Source organism: Bacillus sp. PK3_68, assembly GCF_003600835.1.
In the GTDB taxonomy this organism is placed as follows: domain Bacteria; phylum Bacillota; class Bacilli; order Bacillales; family Domibacillaceae; genus Pseudobacillus.
Map to the genome: position 1 here is coordinate 1832522 of NZ_NQYC01000001.1, position 14071 is coordinate 1846592.

The 14071-nt window shown below is 40.8% G+C and carries 12 protein-coding genes and 1 pseudogene; 1 reads left to right on the top strand and 12 read right to left on the bottom strand.

The features are described 5' to 3' along the window. Positions 1-66: 66 nt before the first annotated feature. The 11 genes and pseudogenes from CJ483_RS09605 to CJ483_RS09655 form a co-directional block, all read right to left on the bottom strand. Complete coding sequence (locus CJ483_RS09605) at positions 67-1245, bottom strand: Glu/Leu/Phe/Val family dehydrogenase (protein ID WP_120034383.1); 1179 nt, start codon at positions 1243-1245, stop codon at positions 67-69. A gap of 66 nt (positions 1246-1311) precedes the next feature. Further along, complete coding sequence (locus CJ483_RS09610) at positions 1312-2976, bottom strand: thiamine pyrophosphate-dependent enzyme (protein ID WP_120034385.1); 1665 nt, start codon at positions 2974-2976, stop codon at positions 1312-1314. Between the two features lie 62 nt (positions 2977-3038). Then, positions 3039-4515: pseudogene (locus CJ483_RS09615) on the bottom strand (sodium:solute symporter family protein). 2 nt (positions 4516-4517) lie between these two features. After that, positions 4518-4706 carry a DUF3311 domain-containing protein gene (locus CJ483_RS09620; RefSeq protein ID WP_120037899.1) on the bottom strand — a complete coding sequence of 63 codons (189 nt, stop codon included), beginning with the start codon at positions 4704-4706 and terminating at the stop codon, positions 4518-4520. Positions 4707-4773: 67 nt separating this feature from the next. Beyond that, on the bottom strand, positions 4774-5748 hold the full coding sequence (locus tag CJ483_RS09625; protein WP_120034387.1) for a hydroxyacid dehydrogenase: 975 nt from the start codon (positions 5746-5748) through the stop codon (positions 4774-4776). A gap of 199 nt (positions 5749-5947) precedes the next feature. After that, the gene (locus tag CJ483_RS09630) at positions 5948-6934 is read right to left on the bottom strand and encodes a sigma-54 interaction domain-containing protein (protein WP_342754544.1); all 987 of its coding nucleotides are present in this window, start codon (positions 6932-6934) and stop codon (positions 5948-5950) included. After that, positions 6913-7884, bottom strand: coding sequence for a PrpR N-terminal domain-containing protein (locus CJ483_RS09635; protein ID WP_120034391.1), 972 nt, complete (start codon positions 7882-7884; stop codon positions 6913-6915). The genes CJ483_RS09630 and CJ483_RS09635 overlap by 22 nt, the downstream gene beginning before the upstream one ends. An 88-nt stretch (positions 7885-7972) precedes the next feature. Next, positions 7973-9172 (bottom strand): MFS transporter, encoded by a 1200-nt coding sequence (locus CJ483_RS09640; RefSeq protein WP_120034393.1) that lies wholly within the window; start codon positions 9170-9172, stop codon positions 7973-7975. Positions 9173-9739: 567 nt separating this feature from the next. After that, positions 9740-10087: a fluoride efflux transporter CrcB gene (crcB, locus tag CJ483_RS09645; RefSeq protein WP_120034395.1), complete on the bottom strand. Its 348-nt coding sequence runs from the start codon at positions 10085-10087 to the stop codon at positions 9740-9742. Then, the gene (gene crcB / locus CJ483_RS09650) at positions 10084-10470 is read right to left on the bottom strand and encodes a fluoride efflux transporter CrcB (RefSeq protein ID WP_120037901.1); all 387 of its coding nucleotides are present in this window, start codon (positions 10468-10470) and stop codon (positions 10084-10086) included. Before crcB (CJ483_RS09650) ends, crcB (CJ483_RS09645) begins: the two co-directional genes overlap by 4 nt. Before the next feature lie 346 nt (positions 10471-10816). Continuing rightward, positions 10817-11698, bottom strand: coding sequence for a DUF6612 family protein (locus CJ483_RS09655; RefSeq protein ID WP_120034397.1), 882 nt, complete (start codon positions 11696-11698; stop codon positions 10817-10819). A gap of 209 nt (positions 11699-11907) precedes the next feature. Here CJ483_RS09655 and CJ483_RS09660 point away from each other — a divergent pair, with 209 nt between their 5' ends. Then, positions 11908-12972: a TDT family transporter gene (locus tag CJ483_RS09660; protein WP_120034399.1), complete on the top strand. Its 1065-nt coding sequence runs from the start codon at positions 11908-11910 to the stop codon at positions 12970-12972. A gap of 132 nt (positions 12973-13104) precedes the next feature. On the opposite strand, the gene CJ483_RS09665 is transcribed toward CJ483_RS09660, so the two are convergent. Beyond that, positions 13105-13992 (bottom strand): LysR family transcriptional regulator, encoded by an 888-nt coding sequence (locus tag CJ483_RS09665; RefSeq protein WP_120034401.1) that lies wholly within the window; start codon positions 13990-13992, stop codon positions 13105-13107. Positions 13993-14071 lie beyond the last annotated feature (79 nt).

The following is a 14071-nucleotide window of genomic DNA, read 5'->3' on the forward strand; positions in this document are numbered from 1 at the left end:
GCGTGCTCCCACACTCTGGAAAACGAATCATTATTTTTAATATTTACATTATTCGGAAATTAACCTTCACTTCTGGACAGCTACTGTTTCGCTCGGCTCTTCATACTCTAATAAATCGCTAATCGTTGGTTTAAAAATTTCATAAGCCACTTCTCTTTGATATCTGTTTTGATTTTTTGCTTCCGTAAACAAGCGATTCGTATTTTTGCGGCACAGCTTTTCAATATCATCAATGACAGCTTGCGGATTTGGGTCAACGAGGCCAAAAATAACTGCATCGTAAAATCGGATTGCTCCCAGGTTGGCGACGAAGTCATTTACGATATCAATCCCTCTTTGCTTGACGATTTCGTCTCCCTCGGCAGAAATCGGAATGTTTGCCGCTTCGACAATCAGGCTTGCTTTTACATTTTCAGCATTAGATGCGTTGATAACATCTTCCAGAGCGGAAGGAATCAATATATCACAATCTACACTTAGCCATTCTGTATTCGGTCTTACAGCGTAGTTTGGCTCGAAATAAGCTTGATCCATTTCACCGTAAATGTTTTTATGGTCAATCAGCTTCTGGATATCCAATCCTTCTTCACATGTTACTAGCAAATTTGCATCGGAAATTCCAACGACTTTATAGCCTAGCTGAGACATTTTCAACGCACAGCTTGCTCCTACACAGCCAAATCCCTGGATGACAACTTTTGCATCTTCTTTTCCATTTTTAAACTTCCAAGCTTCATCTGCGGAAAATGCCACACCATACCCCGTTACTACATCATTTAGAAGCAACCCGTCAATTCTTGTTCCTAATAGTTCATCAAAGTCCTTTATTCCTTGCAGAACATCTGGATTTCTCTTCATTGATTTTGTAAGAGGAATATCAATGCCGAATTCATTGAATACTTTAAGCACGTCTTCATATTTAGTGCCTAAATCACTTCCCAAAGATACACCGATATCAATATAAGGCATCATCGCAATCAAGAATCTTCTTAATACTGCATAGGCATCCGGTGCTTTGTAATCATAAGCAATGCCGGCTTTACAACCGCCCGTTGTTCCACATTCACAGGCTACATATTTATAAGCCATCGCTTCAGCTAATCTTTCAACCTCTTCTTTTGTTACCGTTGGATGCATTCTCGTACCGCCGCCGGTATAGCCTTTTACAAAATTATGGACAACAAGCCATCCTTTTGCATCTGTTTCTGTATCATTCCACTCTACAACTAAATATGGTTTTGTCATTATGAAACCCCCTAAATGTCTTTTTAAAAAGTGATAATCGTTTGAAAGGCAACGTTCCTGTTTGGATTAATTACTAGATACGAGTTTCTCTTGTACTTTTGTCTTGTCCTGGCTTACAGAAATAATTTCAGGGTTAGTAACTACTTCTATTACAGCAGGCATTCCAGAAGCCATGGCTCGCTGCAATGCTGGCACGAATTCAGTGTTCTTTTCCACTTTTTCTCCGTGGGCTCCAAATAAACGGGCCATTTCAGCGAAATCCGGATTTGTTAAATCCGTCCCAATCATTCGATCCGGAAAATGGAGTTCCTGATGAGCGCGAATCGTTCCGTAAATGTTATTGTTCACGACAATCGCTATCACAGGAATTTTATATCGCACAGCCGTTTCAATCTCTTGCATCGTCATCATAAAACCGCCGTCTCCCGAGAAGGATACAACAGGCCTGTCAGGATGGGCCAATTTCGCCCCAATGGCTGCAGGCAGTCCGTATCCCATTGCTCCGGATGTTGGTCCGACATACGTATTTTCCTTTTCAAACCGGTAGTAACGGGAAAGCCAGCCAAAGAAGTTTCCAGCATCATTTGTAATAATTGTATCCTTTGGAAGCTGGGCAACAATATCATGCATAAATCCATCCATATCTGTAAACTTCTCTGTATAATCTGCTTTTGTTTCCGAAAAGTCCATATAGGCCACATGCAATTGTTCAACTCTTTCTCTATCTGTACGGATCGTTTTTGATTCAGCAGCCTCTAATGCTATCTCCAGGAAGCTTTTTGCATCTGCTTCGATGGCTATAGAAGGAAGATACACCTTTCCAAAGATATCCGGACAAATATCGATATGAATCAATTTTGTCTGTTCTGACAGCAATGTATAATCCTGAGTGCCTACCTGAGAAAAGCGTGTTCCTAAAGCGATGACCACATCCGCATCCCGTATTTCATCAAGCAAGCTGCTTGGTGTTCCAAATCCGAGCCATCCTGCATAGCAGGCATTCGTATTAGGAAAAGCATCAAATCGGCGGAAAGCCGTTACTACAGGAAGATTCATTTTTTCAGCAAACTGTACGAGCAGCGACTGTGCTTTGGCATGGATAACACCGCCTCCTGCCATTAAAATCGGTCGCTTTGCTTGGCTTATTTCTTCTACTACTCGTTCCACTTCATCTGCATGTGCACGCGGTCGGCTGGAAAGATAAGATGAATATTCAGCCATGATGGCTTCGTCTTCCAACATATCATGCGGCAGCGCCACTAAAACCGGCCCTGGTCGTCCTGAGCGTGCCATATGAAATGCCCGGTGCAGCAATTCAGGAATTCTTTCCACTCGGTCAATCTCTACTGTCCATTTGCATAGGTGACTGAAAAAACCGGCCAGATCCACCTCTTGAAAAGCTTCCTTTTCTTTAAAAGGCCGTTCTACCTGGCCAATAAGTGCCACTAATGGTGTAGAGTCTTGGGCAGCTGTATGAATGCCAATTGCCAAATTTGTAGCTCCTACTCCTCTTGTTGCCATACAAACGCCTACCGTGCCGGATGCTTTGGCATACCCTTCTGCCATGAAAGAGGCCCCTCCCTCGTGACGAGTGGAGATCAGCTCAATTTCAGGATGCTCATATAGTGCATCCATAACACCGAGATAACTTTCTCCCGGTACACAAAAAGCTTTCTTTACTCCTTCTTTCACCATGACATCTACAACTGCTTTGCCTCCACTAACTTTCATAGGTACTCCTCCTGTTTCTATCTCTAGTAAATGATAATGATTAAATTTTTAAAGGTAGTTGATCAGTTTGCTACATCAGTTACATCGTTATTTGTTTCTTTCTTAATGAAGGGCTTTCTTGTGATAGCGCTTACCCCAAGTGTAATCGCGACATTAATGAGCAGCACAGCCAATCCTACGTCAAGATCTTTAATTACTTGCGGGGATGTTGGAAATAGTGTAGCTAGTGTTGTGCCCGAGATTGTGGAATAGACGACAATCAAAATCCCAACAATCATTCCAGCAAAAGCTCCTTGTACAGTAACCGGGTTCTTTTTCCACAAACTGAAAAACAATGCCGGGAATAATTGTGCCATGAAGCTGTAAGCCATTAAATACAATGTAAAAATTGAGTTTCCGCCATTAAAGGTAAAGTAAAGAGTCACCAATGCAATGATCGGCACCAATATTCGACTTAACCTTGCCAGCTGGACATCCGATGTATCCGGCTTCCATACTTTATAAATATTTTTAGAAAGAATAGTAGCTGTTGCTGTTAGTACTAACGAGCTTGGAATTAGCGCTGCCATTGCTCCCGAAGCTCCAATGACACCGACAAACCAGGGATCAAACGACATCTTTGCCATTTTAAATAAAGCCAAGTCTGCTTCGGCCCCCTGCAGATTTGGAACTTGCAGAATGGCTGAAAAACCGATAAGCAGTGAAAAAATGATGATTACCTGATAAATTGGCATGATTCCGGCATTCCAGCGAAGTGATTTTGGACTTTTGGCAGAAAACACTCCCGCCAGCATATGAGGAAACATATAGAATGCCAGCGCCGTCATGATCGTGGCAGAAATAAACCACGAAACGCTCAACCCTTCCTCTGGAAAGACTAGAAACCCTTCTTTAGCTGTATCGATCGCTTCAAACATTGGCTGCAAGCCTCCGTAATAATGAAGCGGAAAGTACACTCCCATAAAGACCACAACTGCCAAAATCATAATATCCTTGATAACGGCCGTCCAGGCTACACCATGCATACCTGAAGCCGTGACATAAATCGTGATCGCAATCACGCCTACCATGATGGCCATATTCGGGGAGATAGAGCCATAAGAAGTTTCCGATACAATAATACCTAATCCTTTTAGTTGCATAATTAAATAAGGAATGATAGAAATTACACTAATGATGGCTACAAGAACACCTAATGCCGGACTGTTGTACTTTTTGTCGTAAAAATCAGATTGGGATATCACATTATTTTCCTTAGCAGATTGGCGGCAGCAACCAGTAAGCGATTACAAAGTAAAAACAATTGAAAGCATATAAAGCGGGTGGAATACCTGACCTATAAGCACCGCCGCTCGCTCCTAAAAATGTATAGGTTGTAAACATTTCTCCTGCTATTAAGAAAAAAACGATAATGCCTCCAAAGCCGCGTCCGCCGACAGCCCACTGCTCTAGGCTCATATTCTTTCCCTTACGCGCTCGAAGCCCCAGCCAGATACATAAAATGAGAAAGAAAAGAATAACCAAAAGGGCTGTATTCATATTTATTCTTCCTCCTTATTGGCAGGATCCAGTTTGTTCGTAATAATTAAGAACAACGATGTCAGGCAGACCCAGCAAATGGCCCAAAAAAGTACAAACGGCATTCCAAGTACGTAGGGTTCTACCCGATTAATTACAACAAGCGAACCAAGTGCCGGTATCGTACTTGTTAAATAAACCAGCTTTTTCATCTGCTCACCGTCCTTATTGTCCATAAAATTATTTACTTAGCCGCTGCGAAGAAACTATTTTCGTCCGTTATATTGATATCTCCTTATTTAGCAAATCATTAACGGCCCAGTCAGGCCTTTCTCCTCTAAGTACTTGATCTACTTGCATTGCCGCATGAACGGCCATCCGTACAGAGGCTTCTTTCGTCAGTGCCGCGCTGTGCGGGCTCACAATTACATTTTCCAGCTGAAAAAGCGGATTGTCTCTATCAGGCGGTTCTATTTCAAATACGTCTATTCCTGCTCCGGCAATCTTACCAGTTGTTAAAGCCTCGATTAAGTCCTTCTCCCTTACGATGCCTCCTCTGGAAGCGTTAACAAAATAAGCAGACGGCTTCATCCAGGAAAACTCCCGGCTTCCTATCGTTTCTTTTGTTGTTTCACTTAATGGCAGGTGTAAGCTAATCACATCAGCATTTCGAAATACCCATTCCAAGTCTGTCACAATGTCCAAATCCGAACTCGTACTTGCAGCTAAATAAGGATCATAACCGATAACCTTCATTCCAAAACCTTTGGCTGCCTTTTGTGCCAATAGTTTTCCTATTCTTCCCAAGCCAATAATCCCTAATGTCTTCCCCTCAAGATCCATGCTGGACAGCAGATGACGAACTCCATAGTTGCCAGTTCTTAATTCTTTATCGGCTGATAACAATTGTTTGGACAGAGTTAGAATAAATGCCATCACATGCTCAGCAACTGTATTTGCATTTGCCTCTGGAGTATTCGTTACATAAATCCCTCTCTCTGTAGCTGTCTTTACGTCAATATTGTCCAAGCCTACTCCATACTTAGCAATCACTTTCAACTTCTTCCCTGACTGAATGACCTCTTTGTTAATGATAGCGATTGATCTTGTTAACAAGGCATCACAATCTTTAATTTCTTCTTCAAGGGTTTGTTGTGACAAATTAGAACCTATTCTAAGCTTGTATCCCCTTTCGAGTAAATAATTTTTTCCCGCTTCTTCAATATCTTGAGGAATATACACTAGATAGCTCACATTTTCCCCTCTTTCATGTTGAGATGATGATTCATTTTTTTATTAACATCTTGCTCACCCTTTTGTATATGTATTTGCAAAAATTGTGCCAATTTTCAAAAATCCATTTTTTTTGATAGAAAGCCGTTTTGTATGATTGATGTCTCATATAATTTTTTAACAAAACGTTTCACTCTGAATCATTTCATTTCAAAACGTTTCATTTCGTTTCAATGTTCCACTGTTTTATCTTTCTCCACAAAGTTGTACGGCTCATTCCCAATTCGTCTGCCGCTTTCCCTTTGTTGTAATGACAATTTTTCAATACCTGCATAATTTGTTCACGCTCAGACACCGAGGATGCCCTCGCAACATTTCTCTTTGATTCCTGGAATGGACGTTCTCTTTCCTCATTTGTATCCGGATCCGGCAGGTATTTTTCAATGTCGTATATATCAATGATTCTTCCTTTGCAAAGAACCATTAACCTCTCACAAAAGTTTTGCAATTGGCGCACGTTTCCTTCCCAGCTTGCTTTGCTTAACCTTTGACAAGCTGCCTCAGTGATCATAGGATGTGTATGACCTGGAAAGGATTTGCCGATAAAAGCATTGACTAGCACCGGGATATCTTCCCTGCGCTCTCGAAGAGGCGGAAGGTTAAGATCCAATACACTTAAGCGATAATAGAGGTCTTCGCGAAAGTCACCAGCTTTGACCATATGAATAAGATTTTTATTCGTAGCTGCAATGATCCTCACATCGACCGGAATAATTTTGTCGTCTCCGATACGCATAATCTCCCTTTCCTGAAGCACGCGGAGCAGCCGGCTTTGAAGCTTTGGAGAAATTTCTCCAATCTCATCCAAAAAGATCGTTCCCCGATGGGCCAGTTCAAAAAAACCTTGCTTTCCGCCTTTCATTGCTCCTGTAAAAGCACCCTCTGCATAACCAAACAGCTCACTTTCCAGCAAATCTTCAGGGAGAGCTGCACAGTTAATCGCTACAAACGGATTGCTCTTCCGCCTGCTGTGATTATGGATACTTTGAGCAAATATTTCTTTTCCTGTACCTGTTTCCCCGATGATTAAAATATTGGAGTCCACTTCACTGTAACGCTTCGCCGTCTCAATTGTTTTTTCAATTTCCGTGCTGCAAAACAGAATATCTGCAAATGTGTACTTTGCTACGTGTCCACGGGAATAAATTTTTTACGGATTTTCCCTTCCATTTCCTGAATGCCGGTCACGTCTTGAAAAGCAATCATATTACCGACTTTCTTTCCTTTTAGAAAGTTTCCAACTTTTTTTACCGACAATTGTACAGACTGATAAGAAACAATCTCCTCATGATAATCGCCTTCATTGAGCAGCAAATCCCTGAACTTTCCTTTCTGCAAAACCTCGTAGATAGACTGTCCAATTAAATTTTTCTCGGAGATGGCCAGAATTTCACGGGCTGCCGTGTTGAAAACAGAAATTTCTCCTTTTAAATCGATGGCTACTACCCCTTCATATGCATGGTTAAGAATGGTCTGGTAGCGTTCAGCTTTTTCCTGCTCCCTCAAACTGACGAGTGCCAGCCTCTTTGCCTCAATTAAAGCCTGCCGGAAGGACTCCTTTCCTGTCTCTACAATAGCGGCCCCCAAACCAATGGCTTCTGCATATTCAGTAGTGCTCAATCCGCTCACTACGATCTCACAGCCTTCATTGACAGCTAAGTCTACTAAACTCGCTGATTTTTCTATGTCTTCCAAAATATAAGACTGAATCGGCAAGTCAACGATATCCGCCAGATTTTCCACTCCGTAAATCATATTAAGAGCACCGATCACAGCCACTTTCTTTCTCCCGAAGCGTGCCTTGCAGTCGGACAAACAGCGAATCAAGTCGATCCCTTGCACTGGAATGTCCACAATTGGCATAAATTCATTATGTTCTTTTAAAAGCTTTGTCATTAATCCCCTTGATATGATAACATCAGCATCCAATTCTAATTCTGCAATCTTGTGGGCAGCCACTACTACCTCTTCCAGCTCAATTTCTGCCATTTTCCCATGTTGATTTTCTCTTTCCTCCAGCTGGTTAAATTCCTCAAATCGCTCAAATGCCTCTTTAATGTAGCCTTTACGCGGAACAACCAGTTTTATTTTAATCAAAATACTCACCCCTAAAAAAGCTTCGCGCAGGCACACTACAAGGCCTGCGCGAAACTGTTTATTTTTGTAACAGCAAAGCAAGCAGTCCTTATCGCTTTGCTGCCTGTTTAGCAAGCGGAAATGTAATACAAAAACCACTGGCTAGTAAAACAGCTAGCATTTCAAATGCCAGCACGTAATTCTCTGTTTTCATAAGCAACACGGCAATTATCGGCCCGATCGTTGATCCGATAAATAAAAAGAAGGAATATAATGACATGGCCGCTGCCTTTTCTCTGCCTCCATGTTGGCCTAGCAGCGAAATCAGTGCAGGAACAGTAACGGAAATTCCTGCTGTAAAGACAATGCTCATTATTATCATCAGGAAGAGATTGCCTGAAATCCCCATACAAAAAAGGCCTAGCGCTGCTGAAATGAGACCGCTCCGCATCAATGGAAACGTTCCGAATCGCGAAGCAAGTCTGCCACCAAACGGCGCGAGCAGCATGCCGATGACTCCAGCTGACCTAACGAGTAAAATCTGTGTAGCCTCCAGCGCATAAGCTTCACGCAAATAGTTCTCCAGTGTGGTATACATCCCTACAAAGCTTAATAACAACAGAATGGTAATAAAATAGCAAAGACGAAAGAAGTGTTGAGATAATACACTAGCAAAAGCCCCGCCAATAGATCTCTTTTTCCCAGATGGGAAAGCAGTGCCTTCTGGAACAACCGTATAAAATGCCAGCGCCATTACGACATACACTAATCCAAATATATAAAACACGTAATTCCAGCTAAACAGGTCATTGATCACGCTACTGTATATTTGCCCGATAATTCCTGCCATTAAAAATCCAGCACTGATAAAACCAATAGCCGTTACCCTTTTTTTAGAAGGATACAGCTCTGTAATGAAAGTTAACGCAGTTGGTGCAAACGAAGCAGCCATAAACCCTTGAATGCCTCGAAATAAAAGAATACTTTCATAGTTATTTAGCAGGCCTATCACTGGTGAAATAATCACCAGTGCAAATAAGCCAAACAAAATCACTCGTTTTCGCCCGTACCGATCAGAAAAAGGCGCGAAGAAAACTGTCCCAAGTGCATAGCATAACGAACACACACTCGTCGCTAATGCGGCTCTTTCTGCCGTAAGATGAAATTCAGCCATAAACACCGGATTAAGTGGGATGGTTACAAAAAGAGCTGATACAATGAATAGCCCGCTGCAAAAAAAGACAAGCGTCATAAGCGAATAACTCTTTTTTGGCATTCCCTTATTTGTTTCCGCTGCCAACTGTTCCATTAAATTCTCCTTTACCTATTGTTAAATTATTTAAAATATTTTAATTTTAATTATAAGAGCCAATAGGTCTCTGTGTCTAATAGCAATTTTTCTTCTGTCTTACCTTTCCCTTATAAAAAAATGACCTGGCTAAACCATCCTTTACTAGCTGGCAGCAACCTGCACTCACTTACTCTGGTTCTCCTCATACAGAGCCTAAACCTCTTCAACGTCTTCATCGACAATGCCTAACTTCTCTTTCCCCCATTCAGTATCTTCCTAAGACATCTGCCTCTCTTTTGCGTTCACGTGAAAAAAATCATGCTTTTCCCACCAAATGGTACGGTATGAATACAGCTCATGAATTATGACAATATGTAACGATTTGATTGTCACTCTAGATTATCCATCATAAAATTATGCTCACCCTCTGTTCTTGCCTCTCTTTTATTCCGAAGCAATCAAAAAAGCCAGTTAACCCCTTTTTAATAACTGGTGTTAACCGGCTTTGTTTATTAATGTCTTTATAAAGACACGTGACAATACCTCAATGAGCTATTGGAATGATTTGTACTTTGTCATTTCTCTTTACATGATCAATCCGATCGCCGCTGCGATACAGCCACCTATCACAGAAACAGCTACATAAACAGCGGCTGATTTAGTTCTCCCTGCTTCAGCCAGCGTAATCGTTTCATAACCAAATGTAGAGAAGGTTGTATACGCTCCACAAAAGCCGACACCTCCTAAAAACCACAGTTCATCACTAATACGGCTGGCTGAATGAAGGCCAGCGAGCCAGCCAAGCAGGAAAGAACCAATAAGGTTTATCAGCAACGTGCCGATTGGAAATAATGATTTTTTATTGAGAATCCCACCTATAAAAAACCTAGCAGCCGCGCCGAAAGCCCCACCCAACCCAATTAGCCAAATCATCTTTTTACACCTTCTTTTTCATTGGATAATGCCCATCTGCGCCCCACTCCAGCCAACAGTAAGCCAAGTAACAGGCTGGATAGAATATAAAACAATGCGATAAGAAAGCGCCCCTCCCCAAATAATTGCATCACTTCCACTGAAAATGTCGAAAAAGTAGTGAAGGAGCCGACAAAACCTGTTCCTATTAATAAAGTAATTTCAGGCTTTATTTTCTTGTTTTGACTGACATACGTTAGAAACCAACCAAGAAATAAACAGCCAATCAGATTAATCAATAAAGTACCCACCGGAAAACCATGCGCTGTATGAATCCATTCTCCCAATAAGTATCTGCATATAGCGCCTAAAAACCCGCCGATCATGACGAATAATACATTCATCAAAATCACCTTTCTTTCATTTAAGCTTCCTATCATTTTACACTGCCGTCTAGACAGATACCATGCGGTATACGTATGCATTTTTATAATCATGATCCATGGCTATTAGCTGCAAGTAAAAGTCCTTCACTCAAAAATATGATTGAAGGACGATTTGAAACCAGGCCGTATTTTTCATGAGATTTAGGATTCTATCATGAATGAAAAGCAGGTTATCTTGAATCACTAGTAGTTTATCTGAAAAGAATCTTCTTTATCATAAAAAATAAGCATGTAAATCATGGGCTAGATAGTGTTACCTACTTGTACATAAAAAAACCCCGCTTATAAAAGCGGGGCCCCATTATTATTCCATAGCTGGCATTGGCATTTCCTGAGCTTTATTCTTAACCTCTTCTGGAACTGTAATTGGTGCTACCTTATTGTAATCGCTATAAACAATATGCATCACTTGAGACGTTTTCATTGCATTTCCTTCTATATCCATAGACATATCCATGTCTACATCCATTTTGTTCGTCTGGAACGAGTCTTTATCAATATAAATAGTGTAATTTACCTTTTCAACTTTCATTGCCTTCATCATTTGCTCCATCATTGCCTTTGCTTCTTCACCGTTTGCCCCTTGCGTCATTTGAGACATTTGTGTTTCTATGAGTTTATTAAACTTTTCTCCTGCAGCATCTAGTTTTAATACGTACTCATCTTTCGTCTGCTCGAATTTAAAATCATCCTTAAACTGTTCGAGCTGCTTCAGCTGTTCTGCAGGCTCCACTTGCTGCTGAGACATATTCATCATTTGATCGTACATTTCTTTTGGCATCTTAATCCATTGCCCGCTCTCAGGCTCGTTTATGTAAAATCCTTCTTCTGTCATATATGACTCAATATTCATCGGCTTTGCTTGCTCGCCGCCTTCACCTGGAACTGCCATCGTACCCTTTTGATAAACTGCAAGCGGCTTCATCGTTATGTTCATATCCATATTCATCGCTGTATCCATGGATTGTTCTTCTTTTGGATAACTGATCTTTTGCTTCATATCCATCTTGGCGCTTACACTTTTTGTTTCATTAGAAACTTTAACCGCCTCATTAAACACTTCTCCTAACGTCTTCTCGCTCGTCTCTTCCTTTGGTGTTTCCGGCGTTGGCTTTGCCGTTTCTCCACAAGCAGCAAGACCAAGAGTCAATACTCCTGCTGCTATCCATCCTGTCCATTTCTTCATAGATGGTTCCTCCCTTATATATGTCTTCTACCTATTCTATACGAATTGCAGGTCGAAAAGTTTCGATAAATAGGTTTTTTTGTTATTTTTGGTAGTAAAATCCTAGGAAATACTATAGAAGGAGGAGTAATTCCCTACTATTTATCCTCTCCCTTTTCTTTAGAGGTCATGTTATTCTATGAAAATACTCTATAAAAGTGGTGAAAGCAATGTTCTACTTGATATTATTTATAGTCATTTCTATTTGTTTAATGACTTTTATTTTTCTCAAAAAAATTTTCATTAAGACCTCTACCCCAGCAATCGTTATGGCTCTTGGCATTATAATCCGCGGCGTGCTTTCTCACATGGCAGGTTCTCATTCTTTCCTTGTTCAGCTGCTAAGCGCAGTGATCATCGCTCTATGGCTCACATTTTCTTTTTCCATTATTCTATCGTTTATTTATAAGCGATTTATCCCTTTGCATATCGTCGACCCGTTGAACCGGTTCGGTATTGGTACCTGGATCGCTGGTACTTCCATCTGCGCCATTCTTATTTTTGAGCAATTCAGCTATTGGCAATGGGCTACATGGCTTCTTTTATATATTTCCATTTTCCTTTGGCCCTACTATCTATGGCAGGCCAGCCGGTCTTTTTACGAATTAAGAGGAAGCCAAAAAGTAAATATACACGGGATTTTACTGCTCACTACCGTTAGCACTCAATCTCTCGTCTTGTTGTTGAATGAAATCTACAGGGAGATTCCTTCATTGTTTAACTGGACGCTCCTTATTATTGGAATTGTTTTTTATGCTGTTGGCACCTTCTTGATCATCCGGCATCTTTTCACAGCTGGCTGGAATATGAAAGAGCACTGGGCTAATACTAATTGCATCTTACATGGCGCTTTATCTATTAACGGATTTGCCGGTATTTCCTCAGGTGCTATTAACGGAGGTTCGGCTGTCTTATGGTGGATATTCGTCAGTATCGTTTTTCTTTTCGTTGAATTCCTTGAAATTTGCAGGCTTGTTCAACGCTTAAGATATGATGGAGTCAAGAAGGGGATCTGGACATATCATGTCACCCAATGGAGCAGGTTGTTCACCTTTGGTATGTTTTATACGTTTACTTCTCTCGTGAAGCCGCAGACGAATTGGCTTGTCAATGCGAAAACTGCGATTCTTACAGCAGGTGCACCGCTAATCTTTGCATTATTTATTATTGAACTATTGCTTTATAGCTCCTTTCTTCTTCAAATTTTAAAACAGCCACAAGGCCAACGGTTGTAAGAAGCTGCCTCTAAAAAGGCAGCTTTTTTATAACCAATCTAATTTTTGTTCTCCTACTTTTGTATAACCGTAAATACATAACTAAAGACAAAAATAGATACTTACTGGTGGCTCTATTACTTGAGAATGGAATCAATCCTTTGCAAAAAACTCTTTCACTAAAGAAATAAACTGCAGGACTAAAGGGGGCAAATATCTATTTTTATCGAACGCCAAGTAGACGGTTCGTGACAAATCCGTGTCCTCCAACGGCTTAATATGAAAAAGAGTTTTCTCTGAATGTTTTACATAATTCTCTGGAAGAACCGTCATCCCCAATCCTTCTTCAACGAGCCGACAAGCTGTTTCAAAACGCTCAATTTCAAATTGTATATTCGGCCGGATTCCGGCTTTTTGAAAAGCATGCAAAACATCCGTCCTTGTCTGAAATCCTTCTTTGCACACAATGAAAGGTTGTTTGTCCAAGTTCTCGACAGCAAGAGAAGACTGATGCCGTAAAGGGTGTTTTTCCGGCAGCAATGCAACCAGCTTTTCTTCATATATAGGCACCATTTCAATCTCGTCATTATTAATGTACTGATTCGTTATCGCTAAATGAATATCAAAGTTATTTAAAGCTTTTTCGACATCCGTTAGGCTTAACGTGTCCATTAATTTAATGCGTACATCTTTCTGCTCCGCTTTAAAACGTGATAGCACTTTAGGTACCCAATACTTAGTTGACTCGATCACCCCAATAGATAATTCAAGAGGGCCATGCTCTTTCAGCCTTTCCATTTCACCAGTCACATGTTCAAAATGATTAACGAGTTTTTTCGCTTCCTGATACAGCACTCTCCCCTCTTTCGTCAGCTGTACCTCTCTGCTGCTGCGATCCAATAAAACTAAACCCAGCTCGTTTTCCAATTTTTTTATGGCGGCACTTAACGAGGGCTGAGAGATATGCAAAGCGGAGGCTGCATGAGTAAACGTGTTTTTTTCAGCAACTGCAATAAAATATTGAAGATGGCGAATTTCCATTTCTATCCTCCTATAGATAAAAACTATAGAAACATACATTTTCTATATTAGTAATTATATATAGGCCTGCTTTATAATA